The sequence below is a fragment of the Microbacterium sp. LRZ72 genome (genome assembly GCF_033792225.1).
In the GTDB taxonomy this organism is placed as follows: Bacteria; Actinomycetota; Actinomycetes; order Actinomycetales; family Microbacteriaceae; genus Microbacterium.
This window is the reverse complement of record NZ_JANGEX010000015.1, coordinates 39,195-60,796: the sequence shown is the minus strand read 5'-3', so window position 1 is coordinate 60,796 and position 21,602 is coordinate 39,195. Positions and strand designations below refer to the sequence as shown.

The 21,602-nt window shown below is 66.6% G+C and carries 29 protein-coding genes; 21 read left to right on the top strand and 8 right to left on the bottom strand.

What is annotated here, in order from left to right:
* From M4I32_RS13200 to M4I32_RS13180, 5 genes are all read right to left on the bottom strand, one after another.
* A complete protein-coding gene (locus tag M4I32_RS13200) occupies positions 1 to 312 on the bottom strand; it encodes a glutaredoxin family protein (RefSeq protein WP_319034945.1) in 312 nt (103 codons plus the stop codon).
* Positions 313 to 314: 2 nt separating this feature from the next.
* The gene (locus M4I32_RS13195; RefSeq protein WP_319034944.1) at positions 315 to 743 is read right to left on the bottom strand and encodes a hypothetical protein; all 429 of its coding nucleotides are present in this window, start codon (positions 741 to 743) and stop codon (positions 315 to 317) included.
* A 2-nt stretch (positions 744 to 745) separates the two neighbouring features.
* A complete protein-coding gene (locus M4I32_RS13190) occupies positions 746 to 1,405 on the bottom strand; it encodes a ParA family protein (RefSeq protein ID WP_319034943.1) in 660 nt (219 codons plus the stop codon).
* A gap of 313 nt (positions 1,406 to 1,718) precedes the next feature.
* Positions 1,719 to 2,147: a helix-turn-helix domain-containing protein gene (locus tag M4I32_RS13185; RefSeq protein ID WP_319034942.1), complete on the bottom strand. Its 429-nt coding sequence runs from the start codon at positions 2,145 to 2,147 to the stop codon at positions 1,719 to 1,721.
* 40 nt (positions 2,148 to 2,187) lie between these two features.
* The gene (locus tag M4I32_RS13180; RefSeq protein WP_319034941.1) at positions 2,188 to 2,418 is read right to left on the bottom strand and encodes a helix-turn-helix domain-containing protein; all 231 of its coding nucleotides are present in this window, start codon (positions 2,416 to 2,418) and stop codon (positions 2,188 to 2,190) included.
* 113 nt (positions 2,419 to 2,531) lie between these two features.
* Between M4I32_RS13180 and M4I32_RS13175 the strand changes: the two genes are divergently transcribed.
* Complete coding sequence (locus tag M4I32_RS13175; RefSeq protein WP_319034940.1) at positions 2,532 to 3,122, top strand: hypothetical protein; 591 nt, start codon at positions 2,532 to 2,534, stop codon at positions 3,120 to 3,122.
* Positions 3,115 to 4,308, top strand: a complete 1,194-nt coding sequence (locus M4I32_RS13170) for a tyrosine-type recombinase/integrase (protein ID WP_413466831.1) — start codon at positions 3,115 to 3,117, stop codon at positions 4,306 to 4,308. The genes M4I32_RS13175 and M4I32_RS13170 overlap by 8 nt, the downstream gene beginning before the upstream one ends.
* A gap of 144 nt (positions 4,309 to 4,452) precedes the next feature.
* Here M4I32_RS13170 and M4I32_RS13165 read toward each other — a convergent pair whose 3' ends face one another.
* The 3 genes from M4I32_RS13165 to M4I32_RS13155 form a co-directional block, all read right to left on the bottom strand.
* The gene (locus tag M4I32_RS13165) at positions 4,453 to 4,788 is read right to left on the bottom strand and encodes a DUF86 domain-containing protein (RefSeq protein ID WP_319034938.1); all 336 of its coding nucleotides are present in this window, start codon (positions 4,786 to 4,788) and stop codon (positions 4,453 to 4,455) included.
* Positions 4,785 to 5,105 (bottom strand): nucleotidyltransferase family protein, encoded by a 321-nt coding sequence (locus tag M4I32_RS13160; RefSeq protein WP_319034937.1) that lies wholly within the window; start codon positions 5,103 to 5,105, stop codon positions 4,785 to 4,787. Before M4I32_RS13160 ends, M4I32_RS13165 begins: the two co-directional genes overlap by 4 nt.
* Before the next feature lie 353 nt (positions 5,106 to 5,458).
* Complete coding sequence (locus M4I32_RS13155) at positions 5,459 to 5,854, bottom strand: heavy metal-responsive transcriptional regulator (protein ID WP_319034936.1); 396 nt, start codon at positions 5,852 to 5,854, stop codon at positions 5,459 to 5,461.
* Between the two features lie 56 nt (positions 5,855 to 5,910).
* Here M4I32_RS13155 and M4I32_RS13150 point away from each other — a divergent pair, with 56 nt between their 5' ends.
* The 19 genes from M4I32_RS13150 to ccsB all read left to right on the top strand — a co-directional run bounded on the left by M4I32_RS13150 (position 5,911) and on the right by ccsB (position 21,493).
* On the top strand, positions 5,911 to 6,225 hold the full coding sequence (locus tag M4I32_RS13150) for a thioredoxin family protein (RefSeq protein ID WP_319034935.1): 315 nt from the start codon (positions 5,911 to 5,913) through the stop codon (positions 6,223 to 6,225).
* A complete protein-coding gene (locus M4I32_RS15250; RefSeq protein ID WP_413466830.1) occupies positions 6,222 to 7,295 on the top strand; it encodes an FAD-dependent oxidoreductase in 1,074 nt (357 codons plus the stop codon). Before M4I32_RS13150 ends, M4I32_RS15250 begins: the two co-directional genes overlap by 4 nt.
* Positions 7,198 to 7,569 (top strand): NAD(P)/FAD-dependent oxidoreductase, encoded by a 372-nt coding sequence (locus M4I32_RS15245; protein ID WP_413466829.1) that lies wholly within the window; start codon positions 7,198 to 7,200, stop codon positions 7,567 to 7,569. The genes M4I32_RS15250 and M4I32_RS15245 overlap by 98 nt, the downstream gene beginning before the upstream one ends.
* A gap of 173 nt (positions 7,570 to 7,742) precedes the next feature.
* Entirely contained in the window at positions 7,743 to 8,114 is a 372-nt protein-coding gene (cmtR, locus tag M4I32_RS13135; protein ID WP_319034933.1) for a Cd(II)/Pb(II)-sensing metalloregulatory transcriptional regulator CmtR, read from the top strand.
* The gene (locus tag M4I32_RS13130; protein ID WP_413466828.1) at positions 8,111 to 10,216 is read left to right on the top strand and encodes a heavy metal translocating P-type ATPase; all 2,106 of its coding nucleotides are present in this window, start codon (positions 8,111 to 8,113) and stop codon (positions 10,214 to 10,216) included. Before cmtR ends, M4I32_RS13130 begins: the two co-directional genes overlap by 4 nt.
* 182 nt (positions 10,217 to 10,398) lie before the next feature.
* Complete coding sequence (locus M4I32_RS13125) at positions 10,399 to 10,629, top strand: hypothetical protein (RefSeq protein ID WP_319034932.1); 231 nt, start codon at positions 10,399 to 10,401, stop codon at positions 10,627 to 10,629.
* 15 nt (positions 10,630 to 10,644) lie between these two features.
* The gene (locus M4I32_RS13120; protein ID WP_319034931.1) at positions 10,645 to 11,121 is read left to right on the top strand and encodes a hypothetical protein; all 477 of its coding nucleotides are present in this window, start codon (positions 10,645 to 10,647) and stop codon (positions 11,119 to 11,121) included.
* A 12-nt stretch (positions 11,122 to 11,133) separates the two neighbouring features.
* Entirely contained in the window at positions 11,134 to 11,616 is a 483-nt protein-coding gene (locus M4I32_RS13115; RefSeq protein ID WP_319034930.1) for a hypothetical protein, read from the top strand.
* Between the two features lie 89 nt (positions 11,617 to 11,705).
* Complete coding sequence (locus M4I32_RS13110; protein ID WP_319034929.1) at positions 11,706 to 12,368, top strand: DsbA family protein; 663 nt, start codon at positions 11,706 to 11,708, stop codon at positions 12,366 to 12,368.
* An 86-nt stretch (positions 12,369 to 12,454) separates the two neighbouring features.
* Complete coding sequence (locus M4I32_RS13105; RefSeq protein ID WP_319034928.1) at positions 12,455 to 13,366, top strand: cation diffusion facilitator family transporter; 912 nt, start codon at positions 12,455 to 12,457, stop codon at positions 13,364 to 13,366.
* Positions 13,359 to 14,030: a copper resistance protein CopC gene (locus tag M4I32_RS13100; RefSeq protein ID WP_319034927.1), complete on the top strand. Its 672-nt coding sequence runs from the start codon at positions 13,359 to 13,361 to the stop codon at positions 14,028 to 14,030. The genes M4I32_RS13105 and M4I32_RS13100 overlap by 8 nt, the downstream gene beginning before the upstream one ends.
* Entirely contained in the window at positions 14,020 to 14,556 is a 537-nt protein-coding gene (locus tag M4I32_RS13095; RefSeq protein WP_319034926.1) for a signal peptidase II, read from the top strand. Before M4I32_RS13100 ends, M4I32_RS13095 begins: the two co-directional genes overlap by 11 nt.
* Positions 14,553 to 14,888 (top strand): DUF6804 family protein, encoded by a 336-nt coding sequence (locus tag M4I32_RS13090; RefSeq protein ID WP_319034925.1) that lies wholly within the window; start codon positions 14,553 to 14,555, stop codon positions 14,886 to 14,888. The genes M4I32_RS13095 and M4I32_RS13090 overlap by 4 nt, the downstream gene beginning before the upstream one ends.
* Positions 14,885 to 15,493: a TlpA disulfide reductase family protein gene (locus M4I32_RS13085; protein ID WP_319034924.1), complete on the top strand. Its 609-nt coding sequence runs from the start codon at positions 14,885 to 14,887 to the stop codon at positions 15,491 to 15,493. Before M4I32_RS13090 ends, M4I32_RS13085 begins: the two co-directional genes overlap by 4 nt.
* On the top strand, positions 15,490 to 16,254 hold the full coding sequence (locus M4I32_RS13080) for a cytochrome c biogenesis CcdA family protein (protein ID WP_319034923.1): 765 nt from the start codon (positions 15,490 to 15,492) through the stop codon (positions 16,252 to 16,254). The genes M4I32_RS13085 and M4I32_RS13080 overlap by 4 nt, the downstream gene beginning before the upstream one ends.
* A complete protein-coding gene (locus M4I32_RS13075) occupies positions 16,235 to 17,917 on the top strand; it encodes a cytochrome c biogenesis protein ResB (RefSeq protein WP_319034922.1) in 1,683 nt (560 codons plus the stop codon). The genes M4I32_RS13080 and M4I32_RS13075 overlap by 20 nt, the downstream gene beginning before the upstream one ends.
* Positions 17,914 to 18,852 carry a cytochrome c oxidase assembly protein gene (locus M4I32_RS13070; RefSeq protein WP_319034921.1) on the top strand — a complete coding sequence of 313 codons (939 nt, stop codon included), beginning with the start codon at positions 17,914 to 17,916 and terminating at the stop codon, positions 18,850 to 18,852. Before M4I32_RS13075 ends, M4I32_RS13070 begins: the two co-directional genes overlap by 4 nt.
* A gap of 138 nt (positions 18,853 to 18,990) precedes the next feature.
* Entirely contained in the window at positions 18,991 to 20,451 is a 1,461-nt protein-coding gene (gene lnt, locus M4I32_RS13065; RefSeq protein ID WP_319034920.1) for an apolipoprotein N-acyltransferase, read from the top strand.
* A gap of 13 nt (positions 20,452 to 20,464) precedes the next feature.
* Entirely contained in the window at positions 20,465 to 21,493 is a 1,029-nt protein-coding gene (gene ccsB, locus M4I32_RS13060) for a c-type cytochrome biogenesis protein CcsB (protein ID WP_319034919.1), read from the top strand.
* Positions 21,494 to 21,602 lie beyond the last annotated feature (109 nt).

Sequence of the window (21,602 nt, the reverse complement as noted above, 5' to 3'; positions counted from 1 at the left end):
TCACCTCCGCAAGCCTGCGCCTGAGACGGCAGCTGTCGGGGACATCTCGGGGCGTGTGTGGTCTTCGCGCGCGAGGTGATCGATGAGGTCGGGGCGGAACCCCGACCAGTGGTGCTCGGGCTCGCCGTTGACCATCACGACGGGTGCTTCGGTGTAGCCGAGGTCGTCGGTGAGGAACTCACGAGCCGCCGCGTGCTCAGCTTCCGTGATGTCGATGACGGTGAAGCGGATGCCCGAGGCTTCGAGCTTGCGGATCGTCAGCCGACACCGCTGGCACGACGGCCCCGTCGAATACACAGTCACAGCGGGCACGGTCAGCCTTCACTTCCGGAGTCCGGGAAATCGGGAGTCACGGAGTCCGGGGCAGCGACAGTCGCGGAGTCCGGGAGTGCGGCGTGCGGCAGAACGGAGTTCCGGATTTCGGTCTCCGTGTTGCCGGAGAGCGCTCCCTGGTGGGCGAGGAGCAGGTCGATCGCGACGCGGACGAGGGTGTTCTCGGTGATGCGCTCGGTGCGAACGGTGCGGCGGCGCATCAGCCGGCGCGCGAGCGCGGTCAGGTTCGCGTCTTGGTCCTCCCGGATGCGCGCTTCCTTGCGGGTCAGGCGCGCGTACGCCGGCACCGTCGAGGCCGGTTCGACGGATGTCGCTTCAACCGCCGGGCCCGCGGATGCTGATTGCCGCAGTTCCGCGGCGAGGCGGGCGCGGGCGTCGCCGAGCGCGCCGGCGAGGTCGATCTTCGCCATCATCACCACCTCCGGTGCAGGTCGGCGCCGAGGCATTCGGTGAGTTCGAACCCGACGCAGGTGATGTCCCAGATCGAGCCCTCGGTGCGGCGGTTATCGGTGAGGTTGGTCACCAGCCGTCCGAGCATCGGCGCGTGCGCATGGATCACGTACTGCCGCAGATAGGCGTGGAACGTCGGCACCTCGAACGTCTTGTTCAGCACGGTCTGCCACTGCCGGTACTGGTTGGGGATGCGCCCGTCGACACGGTTCAGCAGCACCCGGTAGGGCAGGTGCCGGGGTTCGATCAGCTGCGTGATCGTGCGCAGCGTGGGGTGGATCGCCATCGGCTCGGGCACCACCGGCACGATCACGTAGTCCGCGGCATCAAGCACGGCCTCCAACGTCCGGGTGTCCTCGAGGCTTCCCGGAGTGTCGACGACCACGAGGTCGTAGGCGTTGTCGAGTTCGCGGAGGCGGGTGAGGACGGCGGGGTCGTGGTCGTCGGAGAAGTCGAACGGGATGTGCTCGTGCATGTTCTCGGCCCACCAGGTCGTCGATCCCTGCGGATCGACATCGACCACCAGCATCCGGAACCGGCGCGAGAGGTGTGCGGCGAGCTGCATCGCGACGGTCGTCTTGCCGACCCCACCCTTCTGGTTCGCGACCGCGACGATCTTCACGACACGCCCCCGCACGTGCGAACTGCGGCGGTGCGGGAGTGCCGGAGTTCGGACCTCCGGGCGTTGCGGAGCGTCGGAGTCCAGCCGCCGTCGTGCGTCACGGGCGAGCAGGGGCGGATGCCGGGTGTCGCGGAGGGCTGATCCCTTCTCTGTTCTTCTCCCTGGTCTCTCACTGTTAGTGGGACATCACACCGATAGGGCGGGGACGCCAGACCGATACCCCTGTCGGCGTGACGCCGATACCGACCGGACACCACACCGACACGGGCCGCGGTAGTGGTCGGTGTGGTGTCCGCTGGGGTGCTTTTCGGGGTCAGCCATCGGACGAGGGACCGACACTGTGGATACGGCCGGCGGTGGCGGTGAAGCGTTGCCGGTGCATCCACGCCTGGTCCTTCGCCCGGTACTCCTCGGGCACTGCCGGGAACCGGTAGATGCACGAGAGCCACCGCCCATCGATGCGCCGGTCGCGGGCGACGTGCACCAGCCCGGACTCGCCGAGCACCTTCACCACCCGCTGCACGGTGCGCACGTTCAGGCAGGTGCGGCGCGCGATCGTCGCGTACGACGGGTACGCGTACCCCTCCGCCGCGCTCTCCAACTCCGCCAGACACAGCAACACAAGCTTCTCCGCGGGGCTCAGCGGCACCCACGGCACGTCCTCGGGCCCGGCGGGCGGGTCGGTGTTGATGCGGGGCCGGTTGTCGGTCTCCCATGCCCAGTTGCGTGCGCTCAGGCTCATGATCGTCCTCTGCCGCCGGCATCCACGTCCACGTCACGGGTCACACCGCCTCGGACGTGCCAGTGCGGGTGGACGCCTCGACCCAGTCCTCGAGCTCGTCGAGCGCGTAGACGATGGTGCGGCCCAGCTTGCGGTAGCGGGGACCCTTGCCCTCGTACCGCCACATCGCCAGCTTGCCCTTCGTCACACCCGGCAGCATCGCGGCCACCTCCTCGGGGCTGAGGAACGTGTGGGCAAGGCCCGCCCGTGCGGTGTTCGTCGTCGTTGCCATGATCCAACTCCTTTGCGTATACCCGACAAGGTTTGACGCGAGTGAATCAGATGTGCAAGACTCCGTCAAGGTTGTACATGCATATTCGTGACGCGGAGAGGCAAACTGAGGAGGTGAAGATCGACGTGCGAACACTCGAGGGCGAACCCATTACCTGGCGCGACGCCACCGTCCCCATCGGGTCCGCGTTGCGCATCGCGCCGGCTTTCCGGGCAACGGTTCAAGAAAGCGACGTGCCCTACGACACCACCGTGCAAGCGCACTGGGACCCCGAGCTCGGCCGCTACCGAGTCACCTCGGTCAACGTCGTCGTCGCGGAGCCCGCCGGCGAGATCAACGGCGCCGCACTCCGCCGCGTCCGGATGCAAGAGATCGTTCAAGCCGCGACCCCGTCCTGCATCGCGGTATCCTTCGACGACGGCAACGACCCGTCCACCGTCAGCGAGCTCACCACCACCGAAGGCCGCCTCGTCCCGACCTGGATGGCAGCCGAAGCCCGCAAGCGCGAGAACAAAGACGCGCGCATGGACCTCGTCGAGCTGATCTACAGTGCCGCCGCCCTCGCCGGGCAACCCCCCACCAAGGCCGTGCAGGCCGAACTCGACGTGCCCTACCGCACCGCCGCGGACTGGATCGCCAAAGCCCGCGCCGCCGGACGCCTCGAAGGTATGAGCTACATCGCCGGCCGACAGGCGGATGGGTAGCGTCAGCCCCTACGACACCAAAGAAGGTAAGCGATATCGCGCTCTCTACCGCCGACCGGACGGCTCCCAGGGCCAGAAACGCGGATTCCTGACGAAGAAGGCTGCTCAGACGTACCTTGCGAGCGTCGAGACGGCGAAGGCAAGAGGCGAGTACGTCAATCCCTCAGACGCCAGAATCACCGTGGACGAGCTCGGGCAGGAGTGGCTCAGCAACCGGCGATCCGACCTGAAGCCCTCCACCTTCCGATCGATCGACTCCGCCTGGCGCATACATGTTCAGCCAGCATGGGGTAGGCGCTCCGTCGGAGGCATCCGCCACTCCGAGGTTCAGTCCTGGCTCTCTGCGTTGGCACGTACCCACAGCGCCACCACCGTTCTCCGAGTGCACGGCGTGCTGGCAAGCATCCTCGATGTTGCGGTCCGGGATCGGCGGATCACCCATCACCCCGCACGCGCGATGAAGCTGCCGAAGAAGGAGCGCGGCGCACGCGCGTACCTCACGCACTCGCAGGTGGGCCTGCTCGCGAGTGCCGCGCGGTATCCGGTGCTCGTCAACACGCTCGGATATACGGGCTTGCGATGGGGCGAAGCGACTGGGCTGCGCGTGAAACACGTGTCGTTCGAGCGCCGCCGCCTGTTCGTCGAAGAGAACGCCGTCCTCGTGAACGCGCACATTCACGTCGGATCACCCAAGACCGGACGGTCGCGATCTGTGCCCTTTCCCGCGTTCCTTGCCGAGGGCCTGCGCGAGGCGTGTCGGGACAAGCGCGCCGACGACCTTGTCTTCGGTGAGGGGTACCGGCACATGCGCCTACCTCAGTCTCAGGACGGCTGGTTCGCCGCCGCTGTGAAGCGCGCCAAAACGGCCGACCCCACCTTCCCGACCATCTCGCCACACGACCTCCGACACACCGCCGCAAGCCTCGCCATCAGCGCGGGAGCGAACGTGAAAGCCGTGCAGCGAATGCTCGGCCATGCGTCCGCCGCAATGACTCTCGACACGTACGCAGACCTGTTCGACGACGACCTTGACCGCGTCTCAGACGCCCTCGATCAGGCCCGTCACAGTTCGAATGTTGCCAATCCGTTGCCACGGCGCCCGTCGCGGATGACGAAAGCCCCCGAACTTCCGCGTAATCATGCGGATTTCGGGGGCTTCCAAAGTGGCGGTGACGGTGGGATTTGAACTCATCGAGGACCTCCCGAGGACCTCATTTCAACGGTGCGAATCGGGCCCTGTTCGCTGTCATTCCGCGGATCCTGACCTTTCAACAGTGCGCTCCGATGGGCCTGATCTTTCCTCGTTCTTTCCCACGGTTTACCCGCGAATTCAATCCTCACTGCGTGGTTCCAGCGCCGCAGTGAGCGCGACCAGCTCTGTTTCGATGATGTCGGTGATGATCTCGGGATCGACACGGAAGTACTCGTGGACAAGGATGTTCCGCAGCCCCGCGACGGCCGGCCACGGAACCTTCGGCCGCGCCGCCTTGAACTCTGCCGGCAGCGCACGAACGGCTTCCCCGATGACTGCAAGGTTCCGCAGGACAGCGTCATAGGCCATGCCGGCGATCAGGGCGTCCGCGCTGCGAAGCGACGAGCGGTACGCCCCGATTCGGTCGATCGCCGACAGGATGTCATCCGTTCGTTCATCGTCACGTCGATTCACAACGGCACAGCCTCCGCGAGCGCGGGCTCGGACACGCCATCGCGGAGCAGCGAGGCAGTGACCACATCCACACGGACGCCCAACAGGTCACTGAGTTCTTCACCGAGACCCGACACCCGCAACAACGGATTCCCCGCATCCGGGAGCAGATCCACGTACAGATCAACATCACTCGTTGAGCGCGCGTCTCCCCGCGCCACCGAACCGAACACGCGCGGATTCGCCGCCGCATATCGGGTCAGCACCTCGGTGATCTCGTCACGCCGTGCGAGCAAGGCAGCAAGCGTGACGGGAGCGCCTCCGGCAATGATCGACATACAGGCAGGTTACTCGTCCCACCAATCCGTGGGACGGAGATTGATCGCCGGAAGATAGCCACTCACCGAGATCGGACAGGACGATGCGGGGTCGTCGACCCATACCGTCGTAGCTCATTTGAACGCCCCGATCTTTCCCGGCGTTTACCCATGGAGAACGGCACTCTTCCCCTTCAGTGATAGTCCTGAGAGCCGACGAGTTCGATACCTGCCCGACAAACCGGACCATGACCCGCCAGTTCACATTTGCCCACCGATCACCACCCTCGTTGTCGGGGATCTATCGCGCCACTGACCCCGACGTGAGGAGACATTCCCGATCCATTGGCGCGAGGGCGTCACGGACGAGAGGCCTATTCGGTGATGATCCTGCAGATGGCGTCGGGTGAGCAGTCGGCGGGGTCGAGGTTCCTGCTCCGGGCACGAAGTCGTTCGAGTTCGACCTCGAGTGCGGCGAGTTCGTGCATCCGGCGTCGCACGTCGAGCAACTTGGACTCGATGAGATCGCCGAGATGCCGGCAGGGCGCTGAGCCTTCGTCTCGAAGATCGAGCACGCTCCGGATCTCTTCCAGGGTGAGGCCGGCAGACTGGGCCGCCCTGATGAAGTTGATCCTCTGGATCACGCCGTGCTCATACGTGCGGTATCCGTTCGCAGCTCGCGACGGAGGAGGAAGCAGCCCGTGTCGCTCGTAGAACCGCAACGCCTGAGTGGTCTGCCCCGTTGCAGTGGCGAGAGCTCCGATCAACATCGGTTCAGGGTAGACGCTTGACCTTGTACTTGGGCGCAAGGTTTAGGGTGACGGCCATGCAGATCACTCTTCGGTACTTCGACGGGTGCCCGAACTGGACGACCACCGATCGACGACTCGTGGAACTGGTTGGCGATCGAGAAGACACCACGATCACACGTCACCGTGTCGAGTCGGCAGAAGAAGCCCAGGAGCTCCGGTTCCCGGGGTCACCGACGATCTTGATCGACGACGTCGACCCGTTCGCCGAACCGCTCGCGCCGGTCGGCCTGGCGTGTCGGGTCTATCGCGCCGATGGCGCGCCCGCCGGGGCGCCGAGCCTCGAGCAGCTTCGGATCGCCATCGACACCGCGCGTGGGGGCGCGCGATGAACGGCGACGGTCGTTTCGACCTTATCGTCGTGGGAGCGGGGATGGCGGGTGTCGCCGCCGCGAACAAGAGCGCTGCCGCCGGGTGGAAGACCGCGATCGTCGATGACCTCCCCTTCGGCGGAACATGCGCCCTGCGCGGGTGTGATCCGAAGAAGATCCTTCGGCGCGCCGCAGAGGTCGTCGAGTCCGCGCGGTTGATGTCGGGAAAGGGCATCGCCCCGGGATCGCTGTCTGTGGATTGGGGTGCGCTGATGCGACACAAGCACGGCTTCACCGACCCCGCACCGCACGACGTCGAGCAGTCCCTGAAACGTAACGGCGTCACGACGACTCACGGCACGACGCAATTTGCCGCCCCCGATGCCGTCGCGATCGACGGGAAGGCGGTCACCGCACGCCACGTCCTCATCGCCACGGGGGCCCGGCCCCGCACACTGGCTTTTCCGGGGAGTCACCACGTGATCGACAGCACCGCGTTTATGGAGTTGGAGCAACTGCCGGGCAGGCTTCTCTTCGTCGGCGGCGGGTTCATCTCGTTCGAGTTCGCTCACCTCGCCGCACGCTCGGGCAGCAGCCCCCTGATCGTCGACCATGGAACGCAGCCCCTGAAAGCCTTCGATCCCGACCTGGTGAATCTTCTCCTCGAGCGTGGCGCCGCGGATGGCATCCGTGTGCGCACGGCGACGTCGATCTCATCGATCGAGCCCTCCTCGAGGGGATACAGGGTTCAGCTGGATCATGCCGGACAGCGCGAGTTCATCGAGGTCGCACGGTGCGGGTCGGGAATCCGACCTCGACCGGCTCAATCTCACTGCGGCGGATGTCGCGTCCACCGTGCAGGGCGTGACGGTCACGCGACACCTGCAGAGCACGAGCAATCCCGCGGTCTACGCCGCGGGAGACGCCGCCGATACCGTGGGCATGCCGCTGACTCCCATCGCGGTCGCCGAAGGGAAGGTCGCCGCATCGAACATGATCAAGTCGGCGACGGTCACGCCCGACTACACGGGTATTCCCACCGCCGTGTTCACCCTGCCCGAACTCGCCCGAGTGGGCATGCTGGAGAGTGAAGCACGTCAGGAGGGTATCGATCTAGACGTGCGGTACACCGACACAAGCCGCTGGTATTCGAACTACCGGATCGGGGCTTCGACAGCCGCGACGAAGATCCTGATAGATCGCGGATCGGATCGGATCGTCGGTGCGCACCTCCTCGGCTTCGAATACGCCGAGCTCATCAACATGATCGGACTGGCGATCAAACTGAAGATCCCTGCCCGCCAGCTGAAGTCCGCCGTCGCCGCCTATCCCACCACTGGCTCCGACCTCGGCTCGATGCTGTAGTTGCCGCGCACACCGCATCCGTGGGCTGGTGACTGGGTGGCGACGGGTGCAGCGCGGGGTAGAGCTCATGGTCCACGGCGCTGCGGCTGTGAAGAGGACGAAACCATTGAGTACAGCGCCGTAGGCCTCTCGCGCTAGTCGCCACTGATCATCGTTCACTGTATAGTCATCGCATGCTGACTATTGCCACGCGTTTGGATGTGATGAACCGGCTCGGTCGCTCGATGGCGGACCCGACGCGTTCGCGGATCCTCTTGGAGCTCCTGGAGGCGCCCGGGTATCCGGTGCGCTTGGCGGAGAGTCTGGGACTGACGCGCACGAATGTGTCGAATCATCTCGCGTGCTTGAGGGGTTGCGGCATCGTCGTGGCTATGCCCGAAGGGCGCCAGACGCGTTACGAGATCGCGGACCCGCATCTCACGCGAGCGATCTCTCTGTTGCTGGACACGGTGCTCGCCTATGACGACGGGATGCCCTGCACTGACGAGCACTGCGACGTGCCTTTCTGCTGCGCGCCCGCGGGAGAAGGGGAGCCGACACGATGAGCGAGGAGTGTTGCGGGCCGGACGAATCGCGCAAGGCTCGCACACTACAGCGAGCTGCACTCGCCCGCCCGTCCACGGGGGGCGAGACGGGTGGCGTGTCGACCGGTTACGCCCCGGCTTCGACAGCTGCCGATGCCCACGATGAGGGGGACGCGTGCTGCGGCCCGAGCCCGGCGCAGCGTGCGGCTGAAGAGGGTGAAGCGCCCGAGGTGCGACCGCCATGGTGGCGCGATAAGGCTCTGCTGCCCTCCGTGATCTCCGGGGTCTTCCTTGTCGCGGGGTACTCCTTCGAGTGGTCGGGGCTGGCCGTCCCGGCGACATCCCTGCAAGGGGTCGCGCTCCTCGCCGGGGCCTACACGTTCGTTCCCGGCGCGATCCGCCGCCTGTCGCGCGGACGGCTCGGCGTCGGACTACTGATGACCATCGCGGCAATCGGGGCGGTGCTCCTCGGTCATGTCGGCGAGGCGGCTGCGCTGGCGTTCCTGTTCTCCCTGGCAGAGGCGCTCGAAGACCGTGCGATGGATCGCGCGAAAGAGGGACTGCGAGCCTTGCTCGCTCTGATTCCCGACTCGGTGCGAGTCGTGCGCTCCCACGGAGAGACGACCATTCCCGCAGTAGAGGTTCGCGAGCGGGACGTCCTCGTCGTGGGTGCGGGCGAGCGAGTCGCAACGGACGGCGTCGTCATCTCGGGAAGCTCGAGTCTGGACACCTCAGCGGTCACGGGCGAGTCGATCCCCGTCGAGGTCGAGCCGGGAGACGCCGTGGTCGCGGGCTCGGTGAACGGGTCCGCGACTCTGCGGATCGAGGCAACCGCGGGCGGGCGCGACAACTCCCTCACGCAAATCGTCACCCTGGTCGAGCAGGCCCACGCGCGCAAGGGCGAGCGCGCACGGCTCGCCGACCGCATCGCTCGACCTCTCGTTCCCGCCGTCCTCATCGCCGCGGCGCTCGTCGCCGCCTTCGGGTTCGTCGTGGGCGATCCCGAGCTCTGGATAGAGCGAGCGCTGGTGGTGCTGGTCGCGGCGTCGCCCTGCGCCCTTGCCATTGCCGTGCCTGTCACGGTGATCAGCGCCATCGGGGCCGCATCGAAGTTCGGTGTCGTCATCAAGACCGGCGAGACATTCGAGCAGCTGGGAACCATCCGCGCCGTCGCCCTCGACAAGACCGGGACCCTCACGCGAAACGCGCCGACCGTCGTCGAGGTACACCCCGCACCGGGTGTGACACGCGAGGACCTGCTCGAGTGGGCCGCCGCGGTCGAGGCCACGAGCAGCCATCCCCTGGCAGCGGCGATCACCGGTGCGGCATCACGAACAACTCCCGCAAGCGAGGTCGTCGAAGACGCAGGTCGTGGCATCACCGGCCGGGTCGGCACGCACAAGGTACGCGTGGGCAACGTCCGCTGGCTAAACATCGCTGAGCTCGCGGATGCCGCAGGGAACATGGCCGCGCGCGGGATGACGGTCGTGGCGGTCGAGAACGACGGCCACACCGCCGGCCTGATCGGCGTGCGGGACGAGCTCCGTCCCGAGGCGGAAGAGACGGTGCGGATGCTGCACGCTCAGGGCATCGCCACGGTCATGCTCACCGGCGACAACGAACGCACCGCCCGGGCGATCGCCCAGGAAGCAGGGATCACCGACGTCCGTGCCGAGAAGCTCCCCAAAGACAAAGCCGACGCCATCGCGGCCATGGTCGCCGCTCGCCCGACCGCGATGATCGGCGATGGGATCAACGACGCCCCCGCGCTGGCCACCGCCACCGTGGGCGTCGCGATGGGCGCGAAAGGCGCAGCAGCAGCAATCGAATCCGCCGACGTCGCCTTCACCGGCCACGACCTTCGCCTCATCCCCGCAGCTCTCGCACACGCCCGCCGCGGAAGACGCATCATGACGGCGAACATCGTGCTCGCACTAGCGATCATCATCGTGCTGTTCCCCCTCGCCCTGTTCGGAGTGCTGGGCCTCGCTGGTGTCGTGCTCGTGCACGAGGTCGCCGAAGTGATCGTGATCCTCAACGGCGTCCGCGCAGCCCGCCGCCCCCGAGGGGTTCCACAGGCGTCCGCAACGCCCGCACAGCAGCCGGAACCACTCCTCACGTGATCCGATCGGATCCGATTCGCTACATCCCGGACGTCGCATCACGGTAGTCGACAGCATCCTGACGATTCAGCCAGCGAGCCGCCACGATCATGATCCCGCTGATGTGAGCGGGATCCGGGAGCATGTGAGGCGCGATCGAGTGGGGGGAACGCCACCAGGTCGCGCTCTACCTGGCGGCGATCGTGGGCGGTGGGATCATCGGGCTGGTGATGCCGGAGTGGGGCAGCCCCCTCGAGCTGGTGAGCGATCGAGTGCTGGGTCTGCCGCTCTACGCGACCTTCCTGAATGTGCCGTTCACCGCGCTGGCGCGTGCGTTTCGTGACTGGCGCTTCCTCCTCGCCGTGCTGGCGGTGAACTTCGTGATCCTGCCGCTCGTGGTGTTCGGGCTGAGCCGATTCGTGGCGCATGCCTAAGCGCTACTCGTCGGCGTGCTGCTCGTCCTGCTCTCACCGTGCGTGGATTATGTCATCGTGTTCGCGGGTCTCGCCGGCGGCGCTCGAGACCGGCTGCTGGCCGCCACACCGCTGCTCATGATCGTGCAGATCCTGCTGCTGCCACTCTTCCTCTGGTGGATGGCGGGCGCCGAGGTCGTCGGCGCGTTCGACGTCGACCCGTTCGTGCACGCATTTCTGGCGCTGATCGTGCTCCCCCTCGCCCTCGCCGCCCTCACCCAGTTGCTCGCGCGGCACACGTCGGTCGGTCGCGCACTCCAAACCGGTGTGCCCGCGGCGATGGCGCCACTCATGATGGTCACTCTCGCCGTGGTCGTCGCATCGCAGATGTTCACCGTCAGCGGCTTCCTCCCCGAGCTTCTCTCGGCGGTGCCCATCTATTCTCGCTCGCTCTGCGGCGCCCTGCGCACGGACGGCCGTCGAGGTGCCTCAGATATGAGAAACCGTTGTTAGCATGGGCATGACATGAAACTCGCGGCGCCATCTCGACCGTCGAAAACGTTGTACGAGCGGCTGCTGATAACGAAGATCATTACCGGTCTGGGCCTCGCGTTCGTGCTCGTATCGGGGATCTGGTCCGCGGCCCATTCCGAGCCTGGTGGGGTTTCTTCGATCCTTGCACCTGTGGTTACGGCGAGTGCAGATGCTGCTGCCGCTATGGGGTCGGTTGAACCTGTTGCAGCGGTGTCACAAGCCACAACCCCAGGCGCCCCCGATCGGGCCGAGGTCGGGGCGGACAATTCGAGCGGCATGATGGCGGGGGTCGCCGGGTGCCTTCTCGGAATCTTCTGCTCTCTACTCCTGTTGGTGGTGAAGCGCCTCTACGCGCTGCGGGTCACGCCACGCGTCGTCGCTGTCGGCTCCCGCGCGAGCGCACCGATGAGGGCGGTCGCTCGGCGCTTCACCCCTACGCTCACTCTCGTTCAGCTCTCGCTCTCCCGCGTCTGAAGCGGGCACGCCGTCCCATGTGACGGCTGCGACCTCTGGCGACCGGCCGGGGTCCTTGACGTGCCCGTTGACGTGTTTGGAGTGTCCGTTTGAAAACCCCAATCAAGGTGACAATCGTCACCACTGCGGTCGTAGCCGCTCTGCTGCTGGCCGCCTTGATCTATGTCCTCATCAGTCAGGCGGCCACTTCCCCTCCCCCAGAGGACGGCGAGGAGTCACAAGTTGTACGACCAAATTCACACGTTCTCGACGATGGAGGGGACGGAGCGGTGACGGTGGTGGAGTTCCTGGACTTCGAGTGCGAGGCGTGCGGGGCGTTCTATCCCGTCGTTGAAGACCTGCGCGAACAATTCTCGGGGGAGATCACCTATATCGTCCGGTATTTCCCGTTGCCCGGTCACACCAACTCCACCAACGCCGCGCTGGCGGCGCAAGCCGCCGCGGAGCAGGGGCAGTTCGAGGAGATGTATCACCGATTGTTCGAGACGCAGGCGGAGTGGGGTGAAGCACAGGAATCCCGCGCAGAAGTGTTCCGCGGGTTTGCGGAGGATCTGGGGCTGGACATGGCCACATACGACGTGGCGGTCGCAGATCCGGCGACGCTGGCGCGGGTGGAAGCAGATTTCACCGAGGGACAAGCACTGGGCGTGGGCAGCACACCCACGTTCTTCGTCGACGGAGAACTGCTCGAGCTGCAGAAGTGGAACGACCTCGAGGACGCAATCCGGCAAGCGGTGAACGGCAACTCGTGATGCCGACGAGTCTGCCTCGCCGGCGCGCGGGCTAACGCGATCGCGATCGCCCGGCAGATCGTCGACGCCCGCGAAAGGAGCGAACCGTGGAAGTAGGACACAGCCACGTTGCGGGGGAAGCGACACCCCGCAACAGGCTGCTCATCGCATTCTCGATCACCTCGTCGGTCTTCGTGGCCGAGGTGGTCGGCTCGATCATCACCGGCAGCCTTGCCTTGCTCGTCGACGCCGCACACATGCTGACAGACATGGTTGGCCTCGCGATGGCGCTCACTGCCGCGCACCTGATGAACCGTGCAGCGTCCGACCGGCACACCTGGGGACTGCGGCGCACCGAGGTACTCAGCGCGCTGGCACAGGCCGCCCTGCTGCTGGGCGTCGGGATCTTCGCGCTCGTCGAGGGCATCCGACGGCTGTTCGCGCCGCCGGAGATCGCGTCGGGGAGCCTGCTGTTCTTCGGCATCATCGGCCTGGTCGCGAACATCGCGTCGCTGATGGTGCTACTGAGTGGTCGCAAGCGAAACCTGAACATGCGGGCCGCGTTCCTCGAGGTCCTCAACGACGCGCTCGGTTCGGTCGGCGTGATCGCCAGCGCCATCCTCATCGCCACGCTCGGGTGGTACCGAGCGGACGCCGTCGCCGGCATCCTGATCGCCCTGCTCATCATCCCCCGCACAGTCATCCTGCTGCGCGCCTCCGGGAGCATGCTCCTGGAGGCGACGCCGCCAGGCTTGGATCTTGGTGAAGTGCGGCGACACATCCTCGAGCTGCCCGAGGTGGTCGCAGTGCACGACCTGCACGCCTCCCAGGTCTCCGCCGACCTACCCACCCTGAGCGCGCATGTCGTCGTGGACGACACCCTCTCCCCGGAACAGTCCGCACAGCTACTGCAGGAACTGCAGGAATGTGTCGCCGATCATTTCCCGGTCAGCATCGAGCACGCCACATTCCAGATCGAACCGCAATCCCACCCCGGAGAACACACCACCCATGCGTAGATCACGCCGCACTCTCGCCACCGTCCTCGCTACCGTCCTGCTGGGAGGAGGGATCGCTCTCGCTACCGCGGCCCCGGCCTCAGCGCACGAAGAACTGGTTTCTTCCTACCCGGAAGCGAACACCACGACCAATGGATCGCCTGACGAGATCACCCTTTCCTTCAGCGGTGAGCTCCTCACAGACATGGAGTCCGCAATCATTGAGGTGATCGCTCCGGACGGAGAGAACATCGCCACCGATGCCCCCACCGTGGATGGCACGTGGGTCACCCAGCATCTGGCGCCCGACCCGTCTGACGGGGTCTTCACCGTGTTGTGGCGAGTGGTCACCAGCGACGGGCACCCGATCACCGGCGAGTACACGTACACGGTCGAACCCCTTCCGGTCGACGCCACCCCTGCCCCCGGAGTGAGCGTCGCCGAGCAGACACCCGCGCCATCTCCGACATCCACCGACACGACCGGTAGCGCCGGTGCGGGTAAATTCCCCGGGGCTGAAGCGCTCCTCCCGATCCTCGCTGTCCTCAGCGGCGTCATCATCCTCGGTGCGGCGTTCGTGGTGGTGGCTTCGCGAGGGCGTCGCCAGCGTGATCGGGCAGACGCCGACAGAGCAGCTCGAGACGATGCGGCGAGGAACAGTGAGGGGTCCCCCGATGAGCCGTGACCAGGCCCGCAGATTCGCCGTCGCGTGCATCGCCGCAGCTGGGGTAGTGCTGCTCGATCAGGCCAGCAAGGCGGCCGCACTGGCAGAGCTGAGCGAGCGGGAGCGGATCCCATTGCTGGGTGACCTGCTCGGGTTGCAGCTGGCCTTCAACCCGGGCGCGATCCTCTCCCTCGGTTCAGGGGCGACCTGGTTGCTCACCCTGCTGGGAACGGCCGCCACGGTCCTCCTCGTAGCCGCCGCGGCGCGCGCCCGGACATCATGGTGGGCGGTCGGGATCGGGCTGATTCTCGGGGGCGCAATCGGAAACCTCATCGACCGGATATTCTCCCCACCCGGATTCGCCCGCGGCCAAGTGACTGATTTCCTCGCCTACGGCAACCTGTTCATCGGCAACCTCGCCGACGTCGCGCTCGGCGCCGGCGTCGTTGTGCTCGCTACGATCCTCTGGGCCCGTCGCCCCCGCGCCAGCACGCCACACACCACGCAGGAAGCCATCCCCGGATTGAGCACGGAGGAGGCGACGTGAGCGGGAAGGAACGTGTCGCTTCGCCGTATCAACGCAACGCATTCGCGCCCGGGCTGATCGCGGCGGCGGCGTTGTTTCTCGCCCCGGCGCTGGTGGGGGGTGAGTGGTTCCTGATGGTGTTGTACGTGACCGCCATCCTGGGAGTGATCGTGGCGTGGTTCGCGGTACAGGCGCGCCAGTGGTGGTGGGTACCGATATTCGCCGCGATCGTGGTGATCTGGAACCCGGTGTTGCCGTTCGCGTTCACCGGCCCGGTGTGGACGGCCGCGCAGCCGGTCGCGGCGGTCGTGTTCCTCGTCGCTGGCGGACTGATCAAGGTGCCACGCGCATGACCGCCCCCAACCGAAGTATCGCCCGGGTGGCGGCGATGTTGATGCTCGGCAGCCTTCTCACCGGCTGCGCTGTCAACGATTCACTCGCACAGCAGTACCGGGACGGGAACGAGAAAGGTTACATCTCCGCCGATTTCCAAGTGGTCGAGATCCCGACCGCGGAACGAGGAGATCCTGTCGCGTTCGAGGGGGTCACCGAAACCGGCGAGACCGTGACCAGTGACGACTACCGGGGCGGTGTGCTGGTGGTGAACTTCTGGTACGCCGCGTGCGGGCCGTGCATCGTCGAGGCCCCCATGCTCGAAGAAGTATGGCAGGAGTACCAGAACGACGGTGTCGCGTTCCTCGGCGTCAACACCTACGACCAGCCCGCTACCGCGCTGTCGTTCGCGGAGGACAACAACGTCACCTACCCCAGCGTGATCGATGTCGATGACGGCAAGGTAAAGCTTGCGTTCGCGCAGGTCACCCCGATCCAGGCCACCCCGACCACCCTCGTGATTGACAGGGACGGTAGGGTCGCCGCCCGCGTCATCGGGCAACTCGCCAGCGCCTCGATCCTGTCCACCCTTGTCGCCGACACCCTCGCCGAGGATGCCCGATGAACCCCGGGGTGGCGGTCATCGACGGTGCGCTCTGGGTCGCGATCCCGATCGCGCTGCTCGCTGGACTGGTCTCCTTCGTCTCCCCGTGCGTGCTGCCGCTCGTGCCCGGCTACCTCGGCTACCTCGGCAGCACCACCACCGGAACCCCCAGCGCCGACGCTCCGGAGAGGAAAGTCGCTCCCGAGCGCGCCCGGCTGCTGCTGGGCGTGAGTTTGTTCATCGCCGGATTCACGGTGGTGTTCGTCGCCGTCACGATCCTCGGTGGCACGTTCGGATTGCTGCTGTTGCAGTATGCGAACATCCTCACCCGAGTGTTCGGCGTGGTCATCATCGCTCTTGGGCTGGTGTTCCTCGGGCTCTTCGGCATCGCACAGCGCACCCTCCGTCCCCGCACCCGCGGCCGGGCCGGGTTGGTTGGGGCGCCGCTTCTCGGATTCGCGCTCGGTGTGGGATGGACCCCCTGCATCGGCCCCACGCTCGCGGCGATCATCTCCATGTCCTGGAACCTCGGCGATCCCACCCGCGCCGGACTCCTCGGCCTCGCCTACTCGTTCGGGCTGGGCATCCCGTTTCTCATCCTCGCAGCCGGGTGGGGTTGGGCATCTCGCTCGGTGGCCTTCTTGGGCCGCCACACCCGCACCTTGAACATCATCGGCGGGGCGATGCTCATCCTCCTTGGCCTGCTGATGGTGACCGGGCTTTGGACGATGCTGATGTCGGCGCTGCAGCAGGTGGTGATCAATGTCCCGCTCCCGCTCTGAACTCGAAGCCACGGGTAAGACTCTCGATCCACTTCGACCCAGCGATCACAACGACAGCGCGGCCGAGATCGCCCAGCCGGCGCTGGGGGCGGCGGGGTGGCTGCGGTGGGCGTGGCGGCAGTTGACCAGTATGCGCACCGCACTGCTGCTGCTGCTGTCCCTCGCGATTGCCGCGGTACCCGGCTCACTGTTCCCTCAGCGCAGTGCCGACCCCAACGGTGTCATCCAGTGGGAGCGCGACAACCCCGACCTGTTCCCGCTCGCCGACACAATCGGCCTGTTCGACGTATACCAGTCCCCCTGGTTCGCCGCGATCTACCTGCTGCTGTTCGCCTCCCTCATCGGCTGCGTCATCCCCCGCACCCGCCACCACTACAAGGCACTGCGCTCCCAGCCACCGCGCACCCCTGCCCGCCTGTCCCGATTGCGCGACCACCGCGAAACGGTCCTGCCCGCGCATCAGGCGCAGCAGGATTCAGTTGAGGCCGCGGTCGACGTCGCGGAGCGGCAACTGCGCCGCGCCGGTTACCGAGTTCAACGGTACGACGGAGCGGGGTGGGCGTCGGTGTCGGCCGAGCGCGGCTACCTGCGCGAGACTGGCAACCTGATCTTCCACGTCGCCCTGGTTGGGGTGCTCGTCTCGGTGGGGTTTGGCAGTGCGTTCGCCTACACCGGGCAGCGGGTCGTGGTGGAGGGCACGACGTTCGTCAACGCGCTCAGCGACTACTCCTCGTTCAACGCAGGTCGGTTCGTCGACGGCGCGGGCCTCGCCCCGTACTCACTCACTCTCGATGACTTCCAGGTCTCTTACCGTCTGCCCGGCACCGCTGGGGCAGGGCAGGCGGGGGATTTCTCCGCCGATGTCACGATCCGCACACCCGGGGAAGAGGACGGCGCTGAGAGCGTGATCGTGAACCATCCGGTCACCGTAGCCGGCGACCGCGTCCACCTGCTCGGCAATGGATACGCGCCCACACTGACGATTCGCGACACCGAGGGTGCGGTCGTGTACAGCGAGTCGCAGCCGTTCCTACCGCAGGACTCCAACATGACCTCTCTGGGGATCATCAAGATCCCCGACGGGCTGCCCGAACAACTCGGCCTGGTCGGATTTTTCTACCCCACCCAGGGCGTGCTCCCGTCCGGGGCATTCACGTCGATCTACCCGGACGTGGCCAACCCGGTGCTCACGCTCAATGTCTTCAGCGGCGACCTGGGCATCGACGATGGCACTCCACGGTCGGTGTACACGCTTGAGGTGGAGGGCCTTACCCAGCACACCGGCGGCGATTCGGGCGCTGACTCCCTCGAGCTCACCCCCGGGCGGACCGCCGAGCTCCCGAACGGGTGGGGGAGCGTCACGTGGGAGGACGCCTCGGACGTTGCCGGGGAGCCAGTGAAACGGTTCGCGTCGCTGCAGATCCAGAACGACCCCAGCGGCACCTGGGTGCTCGTCTTCGCAACCCTCGCCACGCTAGGCCTGTTCGCCGGGCTATTCGTACCCCGTCGGCGACTCTGGGTGAAAGCCGGCCCCGCCCCCGGAGGCATCCACGTCGAGTACGCGGGTCTGGCCCGCGGGGAAGACCCCGCCCTTGCCCGAGCCGTCGCCGGCCTCGCCGCACAGCACACGGCCGCCTACACCGCCGACGCGCAGGATCGATGACCGACTGGATCCCCGACACCCCGCCGACCCTGCTCGGCTTCCTCACCCCCGTGGCGTTGCCGTTCCCTCTGCTGCCGCTAGTCGCGGCGGTCCTCGCCGTCGCCTACCTGACGGGTGCGATCCGCCTATGGACGGGACGGCGGCAGTGGCCGGCCTGGCGCACGGTGAGCTTCCTCCTGGGGTGCCTCACTCTCGCCGCAGTCACGGGGCTCGGCGTTGAAACCTACGGGTATGCGCTGCTCTCGGTGTTCATGTTTCAGCAACTCACCCTCATGATCGCCATCCCCCCGCTGTTGGTCCTCGGCTCCCCGGGAACCCTCCTGCTGCGCGCCACACCCCACCGCGGTTTCGGCCGGGCCGTCCTACGCGCCGCCCACGGAGGGCTGCGCAGCCGGTGCGCCCGCTGGGCGCTCAGCCCGTGGATCGCTTTACCGCTCTACCTGTTCGCGTTCTATGGTCTCTATCTCGCCGAGTTCGCTGACGGCATCCTCGCTGCGCCGGCCGGTCACGTCGGCCTCGAGGTGGGGTTCCTGGTCGCGGGGATCCTGTTCACCCTCCCGGTGCTCTCCGCGGACCCACTCCCGGTACGACTCAACCACGCCGGCCGTGCACTCGATGTGTTCGCCGAAGCTGCGCTGCACGCCTTCTTCGGCGTGTTCCTCATGGTGTCCACCACCCTGCTCGTGGACCATTTCGTCGCCTCCACCGAGACGCTCGGTGTCAATCCCCTCGATGATCAAAGAATCGCCGGCGGCCTTGCCTGGTCGTACGGGGAGGCACCGACCCTGCTGATGCTGTTGTTCGTCATGCACCGCTGGTTCCGCGACGACACCTCAAGGGACGCCGCCGCCGCCCGGTTCGCCGACATCCACGGCGACCCCGATCTCGATGCCTACAACGAGTATCTCGACAAGCTCGGCCAGAAGGACAGGTGACCGGTGCCCCCCACCACTATCTCGGCCGAAGCGAACACGGCAGCGGCGGCAGGCAGTGTCTCCCGTGTCGCAGGGAAGGCCGGGGACAGGCTGCCGTTGTGGGCTGCGGTGCCTACGGCTGCGGTGGCAGGGTATGCGATGGATCTCGGGTCGCCCTCTCTCGGGTGGTGGCCACTGGCTTTGGTGAGTGTCACGATGGCGCTGATCTCTTTGATCGGCCGCAGCATCGGGGGAGCGCTGCTGGTCGGCACCGTGTTCGGCGCCGTGTTCTTCTTCGCCCATCTGGTCTGGGTCGGTGAGTTCCTCGGCCCCGTGCCGTGGGTCGCTCTCGCCGGGCTCGAAGCACTGCTGTTCGGTGCTGGCGCGATCCCGATCGCCTTGGCCTACCGGTGGGCGGGGCGGCCTCGGGCACACGGTGGCGTGCAGCTGGTCGTGGTACCGCTGATCGTGGCGGCGCTGTGGTCGACTCGCGAGGTCGTGATGGGTGCGTGGCCGTACTCGGGGTTTCCGTGGGCACGTCTCGGAATGACCCAGGTGGAAAGCCCGTTCCGCGAAGTCGCGTCCTGGACGGGCGTGACCGGGCTGTCCTTCCTCATCGTGGCGCTATGCGCCGCGATCGTGCAGGGGGTTCGCGCCGGTAGCCCGCGGTTCCTGCGCCGCCTCTTCCCCGTGGGGATCGTCGCACTCGTACTTGTCGCGACGCCGCAGTTTCCTACCACCTCCGCCGGCAACCTCAGGGTCGGGTGGGTGCAGGGAAATGGTCCTGCCGGCTACTTCGACCAGAAGAAGCCCGGTGACGTGCTCGCCGCGCAGTCCGAGGCCACGGTACCGCTACTGGGTCAGCCGATGGACCTGCTGGTGTGGCCGGAAGGCGGGGTTGACTCCGACCCCCTCGACAACGTCCGCACTGCCTCGGAGCTCGACCGGTTGGTTCGTGCGGCGGGAGCACCGCTGCTGATGAACGCCGCCACCGCTCGAGGCGAGGATGTCTTCAACACGTCCCTGTTGTGGACTGCCGATCCCGCCGATCGGCAATGGCACGACAAGGTCAACCCGGTCCCGTTCGGGGAGTACGTGCCGGACCGGTCGTTCTACGAGCGGATCGTCCCAGACCTGGTGGGCCTGATCCAACGCGAGTACACCCCGGGCACCAACCCGCCGCTGGTGAGGATCGGGCAGGTCGGGGTGGGGTTGGGGATCTGCTTCGACGTGATCTATGACCAGGTGATCTGGGACGGGGCCCGGTCCGGTGCGCAGCTATACGTGTTTCAGACCAACAACGCCGACTTCCGCGGCAGCGACGAGAACCTGCAGCAACTCGCCTTCGCCCGCATGCGTGCGATCGAGACCGGCCGGGCCGTCGTCAACGTCTCTACCGTGGGTACCAGCCAAGTCATCGCCCCGGACGGCGCAACCATCGACACGATCGGCGTCGACACCGCCGCCGGCAGGGTTACCACTGTCGCCCTGCGCACCGGCCTCACCCCTGCCAGCGTCCTCGGCCCCTGGCTTACTCTGCTGCTCACGATCGGCGCGGGTACCGGGCTGACCATGCTGGGGATCGCGCACGCCCACTCTCGTCCTCGTCCATCACCGTAAGAAGGAGCCCACGATGCCCGATACCGACGCTCTCTCGCTCGACGGGATCTCACTGCTGCTGGTGTGGACGGCGATCGCCACCTACGTGCTGGCCTTCACCGTCTACACGATCGACCTCGCCCAGCGTGCCACTCGCACCGGATCGGCGCAGCATGCGGAGCGCGTACCCGCCCTCGTCGCCGCGAGCGCAAACGCTCGCCCGCAAGGAGAGACCGACCCTGAACACGCCGCGCATATCGACCTGCGCGTACCCCCGCGGCTGCGCCACCCGCTGCTGTGGGCACGAATCGGCACGGCGCTCACCGTGCTGGGATTCCTGTTCCATCTCGGCGGAACCGTCGCCCGCGGTGTCGCCGCCGACCGGGTCCCATGGGCGAACATGTACGAGTTCGCACTCACCGGGACGCTCCTGATCGTGGCCGTCTTCCTGCTGGTCCTCCGGTGGTACGACCTGCGCTTCCTCGGCGGGTTCCTCATTGGGATGGTCGTGTTGCTGCTGGGCGGGGCCACGGTGGCGTTCTACGTCGAGGTCGTCCCGCTGATGGATCCGCTCAAGAGCGTGTGGCTGGTCATCCACGTCTTCGTCGCCTCCCTCGCCACCGCCCTGTTCGCGATCGCCTGCGGCATCTCGGTCACCCAACTGCTGCAGGCTCGCCGGGAACGGCGAGCTGGAGCGACGGCGGGTGCCGCCCGCCCCACCGGTCCGGCATTCTTGCGCACGCTCCCCAGCTCGGACGCGCTCGAGTCGCTCGCCTACCGATTCGCGATCGTGGGCTTCATGTTCTGGACATTCACCCTCATCGCCGGCGCCATCTGGGCCAACGACTCCTGGGGACGTTACTGGGGCTTCGACACCAAGGAGGTGTGGACGTTTGTCATCTGGGTGCTCTACGCCGGCTACATCCACGCCCGCGCAACCCGGGGCTGGCGCGGCACCCGCTCCGCGTGGCTATCCATCATCGGATTCGCGACTGTGTTGTTCAACTTCACCGTCGTCAACATCTTCTTCCAGGGCCTCCACTCCTACTCTGGGCTCAGTTGATGCGACGGCGGACAGATCTTGGAGCCGATTGATAGAGGCGACCAACGATTGTTGGAGGCCCGACAATCGCGCGCAGCATTGGCTAGGCCGCCGCCGTCAGGAACCGAGC

Coding starts and splice junctions, on each gene's coding strand:
- M4I32_RS13195 (WP_319034944.1), bottom strand. CDS start 743: ATGGCGAAGATCGACCTCGCCGGCGCGCTCGGCGACGCCCGCGCCCGC.
- M4I32_RS13185 (WP_319034942.1), bottom strand. CDS start 2,147: ATGAGCCTGAGCGCACGCAACTGGGCATGGGAGACCGACAACCGGCCC.
- M4I32_RS13180 (WP_319034941.1), bottom strand. CDS start 2,418: ATGGCAACGACGACGAACACCGCACGGGCGGGCCTTGCCCACACGTTC.
- M4I32_RS13170 (WP_413466831.1), top strand. CDS start 3,115: ATGGGTAGCGTCAGCCCCTACGACACCAAAGAAGGTAAGCGATATCGC.
- M4I32_RS13160 (WP_319034937.1), bottom strand. CDS start 5,105: ATGTCGATCATTGCCGGAGGCGCTCCCGTCACGCTTGCTGCCTTGCTC.
- M4I32_RS13155 (WP_319034936.1), bottom strand. CDS start 5,854: ATGTTGATCGGAGCTCTCGCCACTGCAACGGGGCAGACCACTCAGGCG.
- M4I32_RS13150 (WP_319034935.1), top strand. CDS start 5,911: ATGCAGATCACTCTTCGGTACTTCGACGGGTGCCCGAACTGGACGACC.
- M4I32_RS15250 (WP_413466830.1), top strand. CDS start 6,222: ATGAACGGCGACGGTCGTTTCGACCTTATCGTCGTGGGAGCGGGGATG.
- M4I32_RS15245 (WP_413466829.1), top strand. CDS start 7,198: ATGATCAAGTCGGCGACGGTCACGCCCGACTACACGGGTATTCCCACC.
- cmtR (WP_319034933.1), top strand. CDS start 7,743: ATGCTGACTATTGCCACGCGTTTGGATGTGATGAACCGGCTCGGTCGC.
- M4I32_RS13130 (WP_413466828.1), top strand. CDS start 8,111: ATGAGCGAGGAGTGTTGCGGGCCGGACGAATCGCGCAAGGCTCGCACA.
- M4I32_RS13115 (WP_319034930.1), top strand. CDS start 11,134: ATGAAACTCGCGGCGCCATCTCGACCGTCGAAAACGTTGTACGAGCGG.
- M4I32_RS13100 (WP_319034927.1), top strand. CDS start 13,359: ATGCGTAGATCACGCCGCACTCTCGCCACCGTCCTCGCTACCGTCCTG.
- M4I32_RS13095 (WP_319034926.1), top strand. CDS start 14,020: ATGAGCCGTGACCAGGCCCGCAGATTCGCCGTCGCGTGCATCGCCGCA.
- M4I32_RS13085 (WP_319034924.1), top strand. CDS start 14,885: ATGACCGCCCCCAACCGAAGTATCGCCCGGGTGGCGGCGATGTTGATG.
- M4I32_RS13080 (WP_319034923.1), top strand. CDS start 15,490: ATGAACCCCGGGGTGGCGGTCATCGACGGTGCGCTCTGGGTCGCGATC.
- M4I32_RS13075 (WP_319034922.1), top strand. CDS start 16,235: ATGTCCCGCTCCCGCTCTGAACTCGAAGCCACGGGTAAGACTCTCGAT.
- M4I32_RS13070 (WP_319034921.1), top strand. CDS start 17,914: ATGACCGACTGGATCCCCGACACCCCGCCGACCCTGCTCGGCTTCCTC.
- lnt (WP_319034920.1), top strand. CDS start 18,991: ATGGATCTCGGGTCGCCCTCTCTCGGGTGGTGGCCACTGGCTTTGGTG.
- ccsB (WP_319034919.1), top strand. CDS start 20,465: ATGCCCGATACCGACGCTCTCTCGCTCGACGGGATCTCACTGCTGCTG.